Source organism: Lysobacter sp. P5_C4 (genome assembly GCF_054049695.1).
This window is the reverse complement of sequence record NZ_JBFULX010000002.1, coordinates 341,301-357,078: the sequence shown is the minus strand read 5'-3', so window position 1 is coordinate 357,078 and position 15,778 is coordinate 341,301. Positions and strand designations below refer to the sequence as shown.

The following is a 15,778-nucleotide window of genomic DNA, read 5'->3' as shown; positions in this document are numbered from 1 at the left end:
GACGATTAAGCAGAAAAGGTCGCAGTCATGACAGCAGGCTATAGCGACGAACTGGCCGCGTTCGCGCGCTGCGCCGTTCTTGGATATCTTGTATCGAAGTCCGAGCGGGGAACGCACGCCGAACCGTTGCTCGGGCTTGAGCAGTTCTTTGAGCACGAAGACGAAAACTCGACTTTGAATAACGACGTTTCGAAGAACCGGCGCATCTGATGACTTACCTCTACTCTGCATCCGAATATGTGCGGCCGTGGAAACTGTTCAGCCTTTCCTGCGGAATCATCTTCCTGCTGATTGGTGCACGGCATTCCGGACTTCCGGACTGGGACGTACCCATCAGTTTCATCATGGCTGGGTTCACGTACTTCACCGCGCCGTGCAGCCTGCGGGCGTTTTTTGAGAGGCGGTGGAAGCGGTTCCCACAGGCTCTATTCTGGACTTGGTTTTCCGTGGACGGAACGTATGCCATCTATTGGCATTTTGTTGATCCTGGCGCATTGATTTTTCGCCCGGCAAATGCGATGGCATCACTTGCCCTGTACGGAATGTGTGGGCTCGTATGGCTTCATCGCGGGACCTTAAGGCAGCTGGCCAAACGCACCGTGTTGCTAAGCAGGGGCCAGCAACATATCGGGTAGAGCGGACGACCTCTCGCAGAGAGCGAGTGTCTGCTTTGGGTCGTGAGCTGATTCGTCGGATTCACGCTACCGCATGCAAGGACGGAGTGGTTGCTTACCAACGCCTCTAGAATGCAGCTGAGTCCAGACCAAACTTCGGTGGCGATATGCACAAGCACGGCGGCGCCCTGTTGCTCAGCGCGTCCGATCTAATCGGGCACCTGAACTGTGGACACTTGACCCATTTGGATCTGGAGGTCGCGAACGGGACCTTGGCAAAGCCCGCCCGCTGGGACCCGTTGTTGGACTTGCTCCGGACGCGTGGCGCGCGGCATGAGCAGGGCTTTGTCGAACATCTCAGGGGGCAAGGACGGTCTGTCACGGCGATCGAGGTCGTCGGCGAAGATGACTCCGCCGTCGAGCAAACCGTAGACGCGATGCGCGCTGGGCACGAAATCATCGTTCAGGGCGCCCTCCGCTGGCATGGCTTCGTGGGGCGGGTGGACGTGCTTCAGCGGGTTGACAGTCCGAGTGCCCTCGGCGCCTGGTCCTATGAAGTCATCGATACCAAGCTCGCCCGCGAAACGAAGGCGGGCGCCGTGCTACAGCTGTGCCTGTACGCCGCGTTGGTCGAGGCGTTCCAAGTCAAGCGACCGGACACCGGCTACATCGTGGCCCCGTGGACCGGCTACGCGCTGCAGCCGTACCGCATGGACGAGTTCGCCGCCTACTACCGTTACGTACGGCAGGCATTGGAATCGGCGGTCGTGCAACAGGCCGTCCCCGAAACTTATCCGGATCCAACGGCCCACTGCGAGGTGTGTCACTGGCAGCCGCGCTGCGACGCGCAGCGGCGGGCCGATGATCACCTGAGCTTGGTTGCTGGCATCAGCAAGACGCAGATCGACGAGTTCACGGCCCACGGCATAAACACGCTGGCCGATCTCGCGGCCGTGCCGTCGCCGCTTCCTTGGAAGCCATCGCGCGGTTCAATGCAGGCTTACGAGCGGGCGCGTGATCAAGCCCGCATCCAATTTGTGGGGCGTCAGACAGGCGTTGTTGTACACGAACTGCTGCCAATCGCGGCCGGATTCGGGCTCGCGGCCCTGCCCGCGCCTTGCGCCGGCGACATCTTCCTGGACCTCGAAGGCGATCCCTTCGCCGGGGAGGGTGGCTTGGAGTACCTGTTCGGCTATCGGTACCAGGACACCGACGGCAACTCCGTCTACGTCGGGGACTGGGCGGTGTCGCGCGAAGAGGAGAAGCAGGTTTTTGAGCGTTTCATCGATTTCGTAATGCAACGCCTGACCGAATTCCCCGACCTGCACATCTATCACTTCGCCCCCTATGAGCCGGCGGCGTTGAAGCGCTTGATGGGCCGTTATGCGACTCGCGAGGAGGAGATCGACACACTGCTGCGGGGCCGTTGTCTGGTCGACCTGTTCGCGGTGGTGCGCCAGGGCCTGCGGGCGAGCGTCGAAAGCTATTCGATCAAGAAACTTGAACCTTTGTACGGATTCACGCGCGCTACGTCGCTCCCCGAGGCGAATCAAGCGCTGACCAAGGTCCAGACCGCGCTCGAACTCGGCGACTTGGACCTCATCGATGCCGACACGCGCACCAAGGTTGCGAGCTACAACCGCGACGATTGCGAGTCGACACGATCCTTGCGCGACTGGCTGGAGGCCCAGCGTGACGTTCTGATCGAACATGGTACCGGGGTGCCTCGTCCGGCGCCGCCAGAAGCGGCCCCGAGCGAGGCCTTGGGCGAATGGCAGACCAAGATCGATGCTTTGGTGGCGCAGCTGATCCAGGGCGTCCCGGTAGATGTCGCCGACCGCAGTGCGGAGCAGCACGGGCGCTGGTTGCTCGGACATACCTTGGATTGGCATCGCCGCGAGCAAAAAGCAGTGTGGTGGGAGTACTTCCGCTTGGCGGCGGTGACCGCCGATGACCTTCTCGACGAGCGTGCTGGCGTGTCGGGGTTGCACTTCGACAGCGAGCAGGGCGGCACCGCTAAGGCACCTATCCACCGTTACACCTTTCCGCCCCAGGAGGGGGAAGCGCATAGCGGCGACGAGCTACGGAGCTTGGGCGGCGAGAAGTTCGGCGAAATCCACGCGATCTCGTGGGATGAGCGTTGGGTCGACATCAAGAAGCGCAAGGACACCGCCGAGCTCCACCCGGAAGCGGTGTTCCGCCACAAGGTGGTGGACTCCAAAGTTCTGGCGCATTCGCTTGTGCGCCTCGGGGAGTACGTCGTTGCAAATGGCATTGAGGGCGCGGGTCCGTTTCAGGCCGGCCGGGATCTTCTGTTACGACTGGCACCCCGACTCGGAGCGCAGACGATCCAAATCGAGAACGAAGCCGCGCTCGACGCAGCGTGTCGATTGGCGCTGGCGTTGGAGGGCGGCGTCCTGCCGATTCAGGGCCCGCCGGGCTCGGGCAAGACCTATACCGGTGCGCGCATGATCTGCGCGTTGGTCGAAGCCGGTAAAAAGGTTGGCGTGTGCGCAACCAGCCACAAGGTGATCCGCCATCTGCTGGACGAGGTGATCAAGGCGGCAAACGCGTCAGGGCTAGACGTGCAGTGCGTGCAAAAGCCACGGGAAATGGAAACTGACTTGCCGCACCTGCGCTTCGCCAAGAATCCCGCGATGCTTTTCTCTGCGCTCGCTGCGGGCGCACATGTCGCTGGCGGCACAGCTTGGCTGTGGGCCAGCCAGGAAGCTGTGGAGTCCGTGGATGTGCTATTCGTCGACGAGGCGGCGCAGATGGCGTTGGCCAACGTACTCGCGGTGAGTCAGGTGGCGCCGCGGTTGGTCCTACTCGGCGATCCCCAACAACTGGAGCAGCCCATCCAAGGAAGCCACCCGGACGGCACCGAGGTCTCGGCATTGCATCATGTCCTCGGATCGGCGCCTACGATCGCCGCCGATCGCGGATTGTTCTTGGCAGAGACCTGGCGCTTGCACCCCTCGATCTGCGCCTTCACCTCGGAAATGTTCTACGCCAGCCGCTTGCACCCCCGGCCCGGCCTAGAGAACCAAACCATAACCTCGTCAGGTCGGGTCAGTGGCGCCGGCCTCCGCTTCCTCGCCGTCCCCACCCGCGGCAACCAAAACTCGTCGCCGGAAGAAGCCAACTCGGTGAAGGAGCTGGTGCAAGAGATCCTTTCCAACGACACGACCTGGACCGACAAGGACGGCACGGTGCGGCCCGTGACCTTGTCGGACCTCCTGATCATCGCGCCATATAACGCGCAAGTCGCCGAGTTGAGCGCGCGCCTGCCCGGTGCGCGGATCGGCACAGTCGACAAGTTCCAGGGTCAGGAAGCGCCGATCGTCATCTATTCGATGACCACCTCCAGCCACGCGGATGCGCCGCGCGGGATGGAATTCTTGTACAGCCTAAACCGCCTTAATGTCGCGACCTCGCGCGCCAAGTGCGTATGCGTGCTGGTCGGCTCGCCGTCGGTATTCGAAGTGAATTGTCGCACGCCTCGCCAGATGCAGCTGGCCAACGCCTTCTGCCGCTACCTCGAGATGGCCACGCCGATCGCCTAGGCTGGCGGCGCCATTACGCCGTGAGCTTCCGGCTTGATGAACTGTTATGGCTCACGCCGGAACATTTCGCTGAGCTGCCTTTGACCTGGCTTGACGTTGAACTTCGGATTGAGTGCGAGCACAAGTAGCAGCTCAAGCGTGAGTCTGTCAGTGCGATCTGCGACCGGCAAGAGGCGGACCATCTCCCAAGACTCCCACCATTGAGCATTCTTGTGCGGAGACGTCTTGTCGTGCATCCGTCGCTTGATGGGACGACTCGCCTCTCCGACATAAAGCGGGATGCCGTCTTTGCAGAAGTAAGCGTAGACCGCTCCATTGCCAGGATCTCCAAGCTTGCCTTTGGCAAAGTAGTCTTCTCGGCTCTTTGCGGATGTTTCAGCCATGAACCATGCCTCAGCGGCCCCTGCCGAGTGAGACAATGCGTCGAGAAATAGTTGGAGGGTAGCCATGCTTCGCGTGAGCCCTAACGTGTATGTGCCCGGCGATGCTGGGCAACCTCAAGGATCAAAAAGTAGCAACCAGCACAGGCGGCGGCCCATCGAACATCGCACTCAAGATTGTCTGCACAGGCTCCACCACTTCTGCTTGATTAACCACGGCACCGAGGATGTATTTCGGCGCAATCGCCTCCATCACCTGAACTTCGGCTTCGGGATCAGTTGGATGGCTGCGCGCGAGACCATCTCTCGCGTCACCGCTTTCGGCAAACATTTCGGATAAGGCCCAAGGTCCGCCAAGCCAGCCTCTATGATTTTTGATCTCGTTCCTTGCAGCATTGCACCAGCAGAACCTGCAAGTGTGGGTCCATAGAATCTCAGATGAAAGAATGAGAATGAGCCAATTCGGATGCCCACTCTTAAGGCGTTTCGACGCGAACATCGCCTCGTTGACGCGTGAGATTGAGACGGAAACTGCATCATCGTTCGCGTCCAGTCGGCACCGATCGCTGGCGTATGCCGAGTACGTCGGTTTTGCCAGTTCGCGTCGTGGAAGAAGCCCGTGCGTTACGATCCCAGGCAGGTTAGCTGTTTGCGTAAAGTGCAGCAGAAAACGAACCTCTCGATCCTTCGCGATCGATTGGATCTTCGCTCGGTAGTCTTCTTTCACCCTCAACGACCTCACTGCGGGCACTTGCGAAATACTAAGCCCCAACGGTGTGCCAGATCAGCATGCTCTGACGTCCCAAGGGTGGAAATGGTCGGCACTGCGTAACGCGGCAGAAGAAGAGCTACTTGACCTTCGATCGAGTCGAATCGACTTTACCTTTGCCTTCTCTGAGCTGATCAAGATAGTCTGCCCATGCCTGCATCATCTTCTTCCGCTCCGCCAAATGTGCAGTGCGGTTGTATGCACGCCCAAGGGGGTCGCGCACCGCATGGGCTAGCTGATGCTCAATGTAGTCCGGCCGGAATCCCAGCACTTCATCAAGTACAGTGCGCGCCATCGCGCGGAAACCATGACCTGTCATAGTGCTTCCGTCATACCCCATAGTCCTCAGCGCGACATTGATTGTGTTTTCGCTCATCGCCCGAGTTGCACCCCTGACACTTGGAAACACAAAAGCACTGCGTTTGGTGATCGGATATAGATCGCGGAGAAGCTTCACTCCCTGACTGGCCAACGGGACGATGTGGGGTGTGCGAGTTTTGCTGGCTGTGTAACGCCACTCTGCCGCATCCAGATCGATGTCTGTCCAGCGCGCGCTTCGCAGTTCCCCTGGGCGGACAAACACCATGGGCGCTAGCTTCAATGCGGTGGTCGTTACCTGAGAACCCTTGTAGGCGTATAGCGCCCGCAACAGGCTCCCGATCATGGCTGGGTCCGTCACACTCGCAAAGTGAACGGTCTTGGGCTGCTCCAAAGCTCCGGCCAGGTCGGCTGCAGGATTGCTCTCTGCGCGACCAGTCGCAATGGCGTACCGAAAAACCCTTCCAGCATGCGCACGCGCTCTATGGGCGGTCTCGACGATGCCGCGCTTTTCCAGTTTTCGAAGAGCGTCCAAGAGTAGGGGCGCCGTGACATCGACGATCGGAAGATCCCGGACGCTCGCCAAGTCTTTGTCGATCAGACGCCGCTCACGTTTCACGGACTGTGGGGCCAGCCCCTCCCTGGCTCTCTTATCCAACAATTCGAGGCCAATGGCACCAAAGGTGGTGGCCACCTGCTCCATGCGGGCAGCCCGTTCTTTGCGTTTGACGTGGGCGGGATTGGCACCGCCTTTGAGCAGCGTCCGCATGCGGTCCCGCTCCGACCTAGCCTCTGCCAACGAGACCGCCGGGTAGTCACCAAGAGCAACCATGGTCGCCTTCCCAGCGAACCGGTAGCGATAGCGCCACAGCTTCGCCCCCGACGTACTGACTTCAACGGTCAATCCATTCGAATCAGCAACCCGGTACAGCTTGTCTTTCGGTTTGAGCGCACGAAGCTTTGCATCTGTGAGCATGTGAGTAGTGGATTTGCGAGTAGCGGAGCAAATCACATGCTCCAATACTCACTACGCTACTCGCATTTCTTGCGGATGCAAGCGGATAGCAATGGACCTTGCATGACAGCAATCCGCTATGTTTACGGGGAATTTTGCCTGATCTCGGACATCTACGGACGTCAGAGGGCAGCTATGTGGTGGGCCCACCAGGACTCGAACCTGGAACCAAAGGATTATGAGTCCTCTGCTCTAACCATTGAGCTATAGGCCCGTCGCGCGGGCATTAAAGCAGAAGCCCCGCTTTCGCGGGGCTTCGTTGGTTCCGTGCGCAAACCGGCTCACCGCCCCAACATCAAACCCGCGGCCTCGCTCGCCGCACGCAACCCCGACAGTGCCGCACCTTCCATGAAGCCCTGCCATTCGTAGAAGCTGCTCGTCTGGTCGCCGGCAAAGTAGATGTTGCCGATCGGCTTGGCTTCGTTGTGCGCGATGGTCGTGAAGTAACCGGGGCGCGGCGCGGGGTAGGCGCCCAGCGCGTTCGGGTCGATCGACCAGTTCTGCACGGCGGCCTGCAGGTTGCCCCGCGTGTCGCGGCGCACGGCGCTCGCGGCGCCCGGGAGCACGCGTTCGAGGTCGCCCAGGAACGCCTTCGCATCGGATTGCATCGTTTCCTGGCGCAGCAGGCGCGCGGCCGCGCCGCCGACGTGGTGGGTGAGCACCGCGCGCGTTGCGGCGCCGTGGGTGGGATTGGATTCCCAGGTGTTGCGCAGGCGCGGGAGATTGGCCGACACCGTGCCCGTCGCGTTGTTGCGCGTCGCCCAATAGGGCTGGTTGAAGCCGAGCATCAGCTTGCTCGCATCGCCCGTGCGCGATTGCTCGATCGCCAGGCGCTTGAACGCGGGCATCTGCACGCTCGCATCGAATTCCACCTTGCGCAGCACGCTGAAGGGCAGCGCGAGTACGACCGCATCGTGGTCGTAGTCGACATAACGCCCCGCGACGGCGAAGGTCAGGCGCACCAGGCCACCGGCGGTCTTGCGCACGGCGGCCAGGCGATGGCCCAGCGCGACGGGCTGCGGCAACTTCGCCGCCAGGCCCGTCGTGATCAGGTCGTTGCCGCCGACGACATGCAGGTGGTCTTCGCGACCGTCGTTGTAGGCGCCGAACTTCGTGCGGCGATCGCCGTGCACGAAGCGCAGGAACGCGATCGCGCTCAGTTCGCCCGGTTCGACGCCGAATTCGGCTTCGCACGCGGCCTGCATCATCGCGCGCAGCAGATCGCCCGCGCCGTACAGGTCGAGGAAGTCCGACAGGCTCATCAGGTCGAGCAGCGTCGCCGCTTCGATGTGCTTGTCGGCGGTCGGCGCCTGGATGCGTGCGAGTTCGTCGCCGATGGCGGCGGAGAATGCGCGGTATTCGTCGACGACCTGCGATTCGGAATACGCACGGCCGGCGAAGTGGAATTTCTCGGCGCCGGCACGATTGAACGGTTCGAGCTGCAGTTTGAGCTGGCGCGCGTACCCGAGCATCACGTGATGCGAGGTGCCGATGAATTCGGCGCCGCGTTCGGCCACCTGGCCGGGGAAGAAGCCGCGCAGGCTGAAGATGCGGCCGCCGACGCGCGTGCCCGCTTCGAACACGCGTGCATTGACGCCCAGGCGCGCGAGTTCGGTCGCGCACGACAGGCCCGCGATGCCGGCACCGATGACGGCGACGCCGCGCGTGTTGGTCGTCTTCGCCACGACGGTGCGCACGGCCTGCGTCGCCGCGGCCCATGCACCGGGTGCCATGACACCGGCCGCAGCGATCGCGGCGCCTGCGGTCGCGCCCTGGAACAGGCGGCGGCGGTCTTCGTCCTGCACGCCCTCCTGGCCGATCGCGTCGTCGGCGCTTTCGCCGGTGCGCTCGCAACGCTCCGCGAGGCGGGCGATGCGCAGCAGTTCACTCATCGTGCGGCTACGGCTCATGTCGGTTCCCCGCTCAGTAGGACTTCTGGAAGATCAACTGCAAGGCGTTGTCGCGATCGCCGGACGAACCGAAGACGCCACGGTATTCGACGCGGATCGAGAAATCGCTGTCGAACACGAAGTTGGCGCCCAGGCCGAGCATCCAGCGCGAACGATCGAAGCCCGCCACGTCGGTGCCGTACACGGGACCGGAGATCAGGTCGGCGTAGCGCATCGTCGTGAAACCGTCGGCCTTGAAGTCGTGCTGGTATTCGGCGCGGAACATCGGCGTGAACGCACCCCAATCGGTGTCGTTCTTCATTTCCACGCGCAGGCCGACATTGCCGGTCGTCGCATCGACGTTCTGTTCGCCATAGGCCAGCGCATACACCGCGTCGCCCTGCTCGGTGTAGGCATCGAGCGTGGCGCGCGAGACATCCAGGCGCGCGTACGGGGTGTACTGCACGTTGCCCTGCACGATGTCCGCGCCGCTGGACAGCGAACCGAACCACTGCGTGCCATCGCGCGCACCGGTCACCGAACCACCGTTGATGGTGAGGAAGCGGCGCAGGTCGAAGCGCATGTCCTGGTAGCCGAGCAGGCCATCGAGGAAGAACGTCTCCCCCGGGTGGTAGCTGGCGTAGGCGACGACGGAGAACGATTCGCCATCGACGTTGCTGTTGCGTTCGCCGACGTCGCTGCGGTCGCGGCCGTAACCGACGCCCGCGCCGAACACGAAGGACTGCGACAGGCGCCAATCGGCACCGGCGCTGAGGCCGTCGGTTTCGAAATCGGCGCCGGCCGCACCGTTGCGCGCATCGGTCGAACCCGAACGGATCGCACCACCGATCCACGCGCCCCATGCACCCTCGGCCGTCGTCGCAGGCAAATCCGAGTCCGGCGCATCCGCGAGCGATGCGCCATTCTGCAGCGCGGTCTGCGGCGTGCACAGATCCTGCTTCGCGCCGCGGAACGCTTCGGGGCAACGCATGCGCGCGTTGAGGCTCAGGCTGTTGCTCAGGCCGCGTGCACCCGCGCCGTGCAGGCTTTCCAGGCGTTGCTGGAAGTTGTTGATCTGCGCGTTGGCGAAGCGTTGCGTCGCTTGCGCCTGTGCATCCAGCAGGCCGCGCACTTCGGCATCGCGCGTCGGGTCCGGACGCGAGATCACGGCGACCGTATAGGCCTGCGAGGCGGTGAAGCCCATCGCGTCGGTCGCGGTGATGGTGAAGGCGAAGCTGCCGTCCGCCGTCGGCGTGCCCGAGAGCGCGCCGCCCGATGCGAGCGTGAGCCCGTCCGGCAACGCACCCGTCGTGACGGCGAAGGTGTACGGCGCGGAGCCGCCGGTCGCAGTCAGCGTCTGCGCGTAGGCCTGGTTCTGCGTGCCTGCCGTGAGCGTCGTCGGCGTGATCGTGATCGTCGGCGCGGAGATCGCGAGCGTGTACGCATTCGATGCACTGGCGGCGGTACCGGTCGTGCTGTCCACGACGGCGACGGTGAAGTTGAAGTTGCCCGCCACCGTCGGCGTGCCCGAAAGCGCGCCGGTCGATGCATTCAACGCCAAGCCGGCCGGGAGCGCGCCTGCGGTGAGCGCATACGTGTACGGCGCGATGCCACCGGTGGTCGCGAAGCTCTGGGCGTACGCAACGCCCGCGGTGCCGGCGGCCAGGGTGGCCGGCGTCAGCGACAAGGTCGGCGACGCGATGACCAGCGTGTACGCGTTGGTGACCGTGGCCGCGGTACCGCCCGTGCTGTCGGCGACGGTGACCGAGACGTTGAACGAACCGGCTTGCGTCGGCGTACCGCTGAAGGTGCGCGTCGTCGTATCGAACGCGATGCCGGTCGGCAGCGTGCCGGTGAGCGTCGCCGTATACGGCGCGATGCCGCCGGAGATCGTCAGCGCTTGCGTGTAGGCCGTGCCCGCGGTGCCGCCTGCGAGCGTGGCCGGCGTCAGCGCGATGGCCGGCACCGCGACGATCAGCGTGTAGGCCTGCGTCGCGACCTGGCCGTTCGCGTCGCTCGCCTGCGCGGTGAAGTTGAACGTGCCCGATGCGCTGGGCGTGCCGGCGAGTGCGCCGTTCGTCGACAACGTCACGCCCGCGGGCAGCGCGCCCGCGGTGATCGTGAAGGTGTACGGCGCGACGGCACCGGTCGCCGAAAGCGTCTGCGAATACGCGGTGCCCGCCGTCGCGTTCGGCACGGTGGCCGGCGTGACGACGATCGACGGTGCAGCGACGACGATGGTGTACGACTGCGCGACGGTGAACGGTGCGCCCACGCCCGTCGAACCGGCATCGGTCGCGGTGAGGGTGAGGTTGTACGTGCCCGGCATCGTCGGTGTGCCGGACAGCGTGTCGCCGGCGAACGTCACGCCGGTCGGCAGCGTGCCGGTCAACGCGTAGGTGTAGGGACCGACGCCGCCGCTCGCGGTGAAGGCCTGCGAGAACGCGGTCGCGTATGGCACGTTGAACGTCGTCGCGCCCGGCGCGAGTGCGAGCGTCGGCACCGCGACGTCCAGCGAGAACGTCTGCGTCGTGGTGAACGGTCCGTTGCCCGTGCTGCTGTCGGTCGACGACACGGCGAGGGCGAAGGTACCCGCCTGCGTCGGCGTGCCCGAGATCGTGACGCTGTTCGCGGTGGTGCCGGTGATCGACACGCCCGCCGGCAGGTTCGTGACCTGGTAGCCGGCGTACGGCGCGGCGCCCCCGCTGAAGGTGAAGGTTTGCGTGTAGGCCGTAGCGACCGTGGCGTTGAAGCCGGCGGTCGTGGCGATCGCGATCGTCGGGTTGCCGACCGTCACCGTGACCGTCGCCGGCGGGGACGTGCCGCCGCTGTTGGTCGCGGTGTAGGTGAAGCTGTCGGTGCCCGCGAAGCCGGCGTTCGGCTGGTAGTTGATCGTCACGCCGGTCGCCGTTGCGGTGCCGTTCGACGCACCGGTCGCGACGGCAACGTTCGTCGGCGCGCCGCCGGTGATGTCGAGCGTCACGGCGGCGGCGGCGGAATCGTACGCCGCGGCGTGCGTGCTTGCATTCGCGACGGGCGTGACGTCGGTGATGCCGATCGAATACGCGCGCGGCGCCGAGGAATACGGGCCGCTGCCGCCGCTGCCGTCGGTCGCGACGATGGTGAAGTTGAACGTCCCCATCGCGGTCGGCGTCCCGGTGATCGCGCCGGTCGATGCATTGAGCGTCAAACCGTTCGGCAATGCGCCGCTCGCGACCGCATACGAATACGGCGCGGTGCCGCCCGACGCGGCGTTGAGCGCTGCGTTGTAAGCCTGCGACAGCGTACCGCCCGGCAGCGTCGTGGCCGGCAACGTGATCGTCGCTGCATTGACGACCAGCGTGTAGGCCCGGCTCGCGGTGAACGGGCCCGGCGACGGGCTGCTGTCGGTCGCGGTCACGGTGAAGTTGAACGTGCCGCCGGCGGTCGGCGTGCCGGACACCGTGCCGAGCGGCGACAGGGTCAGGCCGGCGGGCAATGCACCCGCGGTGACTGCGTACGAATACGGCGCGGCGCCGCCAGTGGCGGTGATCGTCTGGGTGTACGGCGCGGCGACCGCGGCGTTCGGCAACGTGGCCGTCGTGATGCTGACCGGCACGTCGTCGTTGAGGAGGGTGACCGTTGCGCTCGCGTCGGCGATGGTCGCGTTGACCGGCGCCGACAGGTTGACGTTGAAGGTTTCGTTCGCTTCGGGCGAGATGTCGCCCACGATGCCGACGACGATCGTCCGCGTCGTCGCGCCAGGCGCGAAGGAGACGGTCCCCGAGGTCGCCGCGTAATCGCCGGGGGCGGTTGCCGTGCCGTCGGCGGTCGCGTAGTTCACGGTGACCGTCTGGCCACTGGGCGCGCTCAGCCGGACCGCGACGGCGTTGGCCGTGGTCGCGACGTTGCCTTCGTTGGTCGACAGGTCGTCGATCGAAATCGACGGCACCGCATCGTCGTTGGTGATCGTGCCCAGGCCCTGGCCATCGGCGACGAGCGCGTTGACGACGTTGGTGACGTTGACGAAGTAGGTTTCGCTCGTTTCGTTCAACACGTCGCCGTTGATGGCGACGGAGAAGGTGTAGGTCGTGCTGCCCGCCGGAATCGTCTGGCCCGTGAGCGACTGCGCGACGAAGTCGGTGCCGGAGGTCGCGGTGCCGCCCTGCGTGGCGATGTCGAAGGTGACGCCGCCGGCCGGCGCGGGCGCGCTCAGCGAAACGGTGAACGTGGCAGTCGTGGTGCCTGCGTCGCCTTCGGCGATCGAAACGTCGTTGATCGACAGCGTCGGAAGATCGTCGTTGAGAATCGTACCGGTGGCGTTGATTGGCGGCGCCATCGTGTAGCCGGTGCCCGGGTTGAGGACGACGAGAACGGATTCATTGGCTTCGATCGTCGCATCCGCCGTCGGATCCACCACGATCTGGCCGTTAGTGGCGCCTGCGGCGATCACCAGGGGGCCGCTGACATTGGCGAAATCCACGCCCGGCGTCGCCGAGCCCGCACCGAAGGCCCAGTTGACCGAAATCGGTGCAAGCGATGGCTGGTCGAGCGTGAGGGTGTAGACGAGGTTCGCAACGCCGTCTTCCGTCACCGATGCCGGCGACACGGTGACCGAAACCGAGGGGACGTCGTCGTTGTTGATCGTGCCCGTGGCGGCGGCGGGGGCGCCGACGAGGTAACCGGCACCCGTGGCAACGGTGACGATCGCGGTCTCATTGGCTTCCACGGTGGCATCGCTCGCAGGATCGAGCGTGATCGTCGTGCTGCTGCTGCCGTTGGGGATGTTGACCGTCGCGGCGTTGCCGGCGTAATCGGTGCCCGCCGTCGCGGTGCCGCCGTAGGTCAGGTTCACGGTCAACACGCCGCTGCTCGCTGCGCCACGGCTGATCGTATAAACCAGGTTGGTGGCGCCATCTTCGGCGACGCTTGCCGGGGCGACGGAAATCGAAACCGACGGCAATGCGGAGACCGCGATCGTCAGCGTTTCGAGCTCGAAATAGCTGCCAGGGCCGGAGCTTGCATCGGTGACGCGGACGGTGACCGTGTAGTTGCCGGTCGCCACGTTCGTGGTGCCACTGACCAGGCCGGCGGCGGAGAGCGTGAGGCCCGCGGGCAGCGTTCCGGATTCGATGGTGAAGACGTAAGGGGCGACGCCACCGGTGGCGGTCAGCGACTGCGACGTTGCGACATTCTGCGGAACGTTGATCGTCGATGCGCCCAGCGCGAGCGACGGATTGGCAACGCTGCCGGTGTAACCCTTGTCGACGAACGCGCTGGCGCCGTCGGTCGAACGCACGGTGAAACTGTAGGGGCCACGTTGCGTCGGCGTGCCGTTGATCAGGCCGCCCGGCGCGAGATTCAAACCCACGGGCAATGCGCCGCCGTTGAGTGTGTAGGCGTACGTGCCATTGCCGCCGGTGGATGAAAGCGCCTGCGAGAACGCGGTGCCCGCCGTCATCGCCGGCAAGCTCGCGGGGGACACGACGATCGCCGATGCCGGCGCGGTGATGGTCATGTTGACCTGCACCATCGCGCCGTCGTTGTCTTCGAGGAAGAAGGTGTCGGACGTCGCCGTGTTACCGCCGTGCGCATAGGTGACGAACTGCGTGCCGGCGTTGTTCGGCTCGATCGTCACGGTGCCGCTGCTCGCGCCGAAGCCTGCGAAGGGTTCGCTCATGCCGCCGTCGAAGGGGCCGTCGCAATCGCTCACGTCGATCTGGACCGACGCGCCCTTGGCAACGGTCGCGAAGACCTGCGGGCAATACGCCGAGTCCTGCGCGAACGCCAGGGAGGGGAAGAGCGCGCCGAAGCACAGCAACAACGAAAAAAGAAACGCAAAGCGACGGACGTCGCACGCGCGGCGCGTGATCGAGAGCTGCATTCGGATGTCCCCTGGTTCCCCGGATCCCTCGCACGGCCCCATCCCCGGGGCGACGCGCGCGGTTACAAAAACGTCAGGGATTGAAACACGTCGCGATGGCAAGGGAAAGCGTGACGCCTTCAGCTACCGAAAGGAGACATTCGTTCCAGTACTTGCCCGCGAGCCGTGTTGCCTGCACAGTGTCGCGTCGCGACGGCCGGGGGAAACGGTGTCGTCGCGGGATCCGTCGCCTCGTCGACGCAGGGGAAACAACGCGATGTCCGAGTTCTACCTTGGCCAGGTCATGCTGGTCGGCTTCGGCTTTGCGCCGAGAGGTTGGGCGCAGTGCAGTGGCCAGTTGATGTCGATCCAGCAGAACACGGCGTTGTTCTCGCTGCTGGGCACCTGGTACGGCGGCAATGGCGTCCAGACCTTCGCGCTGCCGGATCTGCGCGGTCGCACGCCGGTGGGCGCGGGCAGTTCCGTCGATCCGGGCTGGCAACCGAACATGCAGCAAGGGCAAGTGGGCGGCGTGGAAAACGTCACGCTCACCAACGCGAACGTGCCCTCGCACGCGCACCAGGTGACCGCATCCACGGCCGCGGGCAACAACCGGTTGCCGAGTGCGCGCATCTTCGCGCAGAGCACCAACACCGCGGGCAGCGCAGTGCCGTTGTATGCGCCCGCGGGGGGCGCGACGGTGCAGATGAATCCATCTTCGGTTGCGCTCTCCGGCCAGAACCAGCCGCACAACAACATGCAGCCCTACATGGCGCTGAATTTCTGCATCGCCCTTTCGGGCGTCTATCCCTCGCGCAGCTGATGCCGCAGGAGACCGCGACATGACTCCCTATCTCGGCGAAATCCGCCTCTTCCCCTACAACTTCGCGCCGCGCGGTTGGATGGATTGTTCGGGGCAACTGTTGTCGATCGCGATGAACGATGCGCTCTTCGCGCTGGTCGGCACCACTTACGGCGGAGACGGCATCACCACCTTTGCCCTGCCCGACTTGCGTGGCCGCGCGCCGATCCACCAGGGCCAGGGTCCCGGCCTGACGAATCGCGTGATCGGTGAGCGCGCAGGCACGGAAACCGTGATGCTGACCAATGCGCAGGTTCCAGTGCACACGCATCCGATCTACGCATCGACGGCCGCGGCGACTTCGACGACCCCCGGCCCGGGCTTGCTGCCCGCGGCGGTGAGCGGCGACACGTTCTACGTCAACACGCTCGTAGGCAACAACGCCGCGGCGATGTCGGCCCAAGCGACCACGCCCGTCGGCAACAGCCTGCCGCACGACAACACGATGCCGTCCCTGACCGCGCGCTGGTGCATCGCGGTGGAAGGCATCTTCCCGAGCCAGAATTGATCCGCGGAGACTGAC

Annotated in this window: 10 protein-coding genes and 1 tRNA gene; 5 read left to right on the top strand and 6 right to left on the bottom strand. The window is 64.5% G+C overall.

Going from position 1 to position 15,778, the window contains the following annotated elements; translation table 11 throughout:
• Positions 1 to 27: 27 nt before the first annotated feature.
• The 3 genes from ACXJJ8_RS06135 to ACXJJ8_RS06125 all read left to right on the top strand — a co-directional run bounded on the left by ACXJJ8_RS06135 (position 28) and on the right by ACXJJ8_RS06125 (position 4,180).
• Entirely contained in the window at positions 28 to 210 is a 183-nt protein-coding gene (locus ACXJJ8_RS06135) for a hypothetical protein (RefSeq protein WP_499027716.1), read from the top strand.
• Positions 210 to 635, top strand: a complete 426-nt coding sequence (locus ACXJJ8_RS06130; protein WP_499027713.1) for a hypothetical protein — start codon at positions 210 to 212, stop codon at positions 633 to 635. Before ACXJJ8_RS06135 ends, ACXJJ8_RS06130 begins: the two co-directional genes overlap by 1 nt.
• Positions 636 to 781: 146 nt before the next feature.
• Positions 782 to 4,180, top strand: a complete 3,399-nt coding sequence (locus ACXJJ8_RS06125; RefSeq protein WP_499027711.1) for a TM0106 family RecB-like putative nuclease — start codon at positions 782 to 784, stop codon at positions 4,178 to 4,180.
• A gap of 44 nt (positions 4,181 to 4,224) precedes the next feature.
• Here the strand turns inward: ACXJJ8_RS06125 and ACXJJ8_RS06120 are convergent, their stop codons facing one another.
• From ACXJJ8_RS06120 to ACXJJ8_RS06095, 6 genes are all read right to left on the bottom strand, one after another.
• A complete protein-coding gene (locus ACXJJ8_RS06120; protein WP_499027708.1) occupies positions 4,225 to 4,629 on the bottom strand; it encodes a GIY-YIG nuclease family protein in 405 nt (134 codons plus the stop codon).
• Positions 4,630 to 4,684: 55 nt separating this feature from the next.
• A complete protein-coding gene (locus ACXJJ8_RS06115; RefSeq protein WP_499027706.1) occupies positions 4,685 to 5,287 on the bottom strand; it encodes a DarT ssDNA thymidine ADP-ribosyltransferase family protein in 603 nt (200 codons plus the stop codon).
• Positions 5,288 to 5,408: 121 nt separating this feature from the next.
• Complete coding sequence (locus ACXJJ8_RS06110; RefSeq protein ID WP_499027702.1) at positions 5,409 to 6,623, bottom strand: tyrosine-type recombinase/integrase; 1,215 nt, start codon at positions 6,621 to 6,623, stop codon at positions 5,409 to 5,411.
• Between the two features lie 177 nt (positions 6,624 to 6,800).
• Positions 6,801 to 6,876, bottom strand: a tRNA-Ile gene (locus ACXJJ8_RS06105).
• Positions 6,877 to 6,943: 67 nt separating this feature from the next.
• Entirely contained in the window at positions 6,944 to 8,572 is a 1,629-nt protein-coding gene (locus tag ACXJJ8_RS06100) for a flavin monoamine oxidase family protein (RefSeq protein ID WP_499027700.1), read from the bottom strand.
• A 13-nt stretch (positions 8,573 to 8,585) separates the two neighbouring features.
• A complete protein-coding gene (locus ACXJJ8_RS06095) occupies positions 8,586 to 14,414 on the bottom strand; it encodes a putative Ig domain-containing protein (protein ID WP_499027698.1) in 5,829 nt (1,942 codons plus the stop codon).
• 256 nt (positions 14,415 to 14,670) lie between these two features.
• Between ACXJJ8_RS06095 and ACXJJ8_RS06090 the strand changes: the two genes are divergently transcribed.
• Both ACXJJ8_RS06090 and ACXJJ8_RS06085 read left to right on the top strand, forming a co-directional pair.
• Positions 14,671 to 15,216 (top strand): phage tail protein, encoded by a 546-nt coding sequence (locus ACXJJ8_RS06090; protein WP_499027696.1) that lies wholly within the window; start codon positions 14,671 to 14,673, stop codon positions 15,214 to 15,216.
• 19 nt (positions 15,217 to 15,235) lie between these two features.
• The gene (locus ACXJJ8_RS06085) at positions 15,236 to 15,763 is read left to right on the top strand and encodes a phage tail protein (protein ID WP_499027694.1); all 528 of its coding nucleotides are present in this window, start codon (positions 15,236 to 15,238) and stop codon (positions 15,761 to 15,763) included.
• The last annotated feature ends 15 nt before the right edge of the window (positions 15,764 to 15,778 follow it).

Coding starts and splice junctions, on each gene's coding strand:
- ACXJJ8_RS06135 (WP_499027716.1), top strand. CDS start 28: ATGACAGCAGGCTATAGCGACGAACTGGCCGCGTTCGCGCGCTGCGCC.
- ACXJJ8_RS06130 (WP_499027713.1), top strand. CDS start 210: ATGACTTACCTCTACTCTGCATCCGAATATGTGCGGCCGTGGAAACTG.
- ACXJJ8_RS06125 (WP_499027711.1), top strand. CDS start 782: ATGCACAAGCACGGCGGCGCCCTGTTGCTCAGCGCGTCCGATCTAATC.
- ACXJJ8_RS06120 (WP_499027708.1), bottom strand. CDS start 4,629: ATGGCTACCCTCCAACTATTTCTCGACGCATTGTCTCACTCGGCAGGG.
- ACXJJ8_RS06110 (WP_499027702.1), bottom strand. CDS start 6,623: ATGCTCACAGATGCAAAGCTTCGTGCGCTCAAACCGAAAGACAAGCTG.
- ACXJJ8_RS06100 (WP_499027700.1), bottom strand. CDS start 8,572: ATGAGCCGTAGCCGCACGATGAGTGAACTGCTGCGCATCGCCCGCCTC.
- ACXJJ8_RS06095 (WP_499027698.1), bottom strand. CDS start 14,414: ATGCAGCTCTCGATCACGCGCCGCGCGTGCGACGTCCGTCGCTTTGCG.
- ACXJJ8_RS06090 (WP_499027696.1), top strand. CDS start 14,671: ATGTCCGAGTTCTACCTTGGCCAGGTCATGCTGGTCGGCTTCGGCTTT.
- ACXJJ8_RS06085 (WP_499027694.1), top strand. CDS start 15,236: ATGACTCCCTATCTCGGCGAAATCCGCCTCTTCCCCTACAACTTCGCG.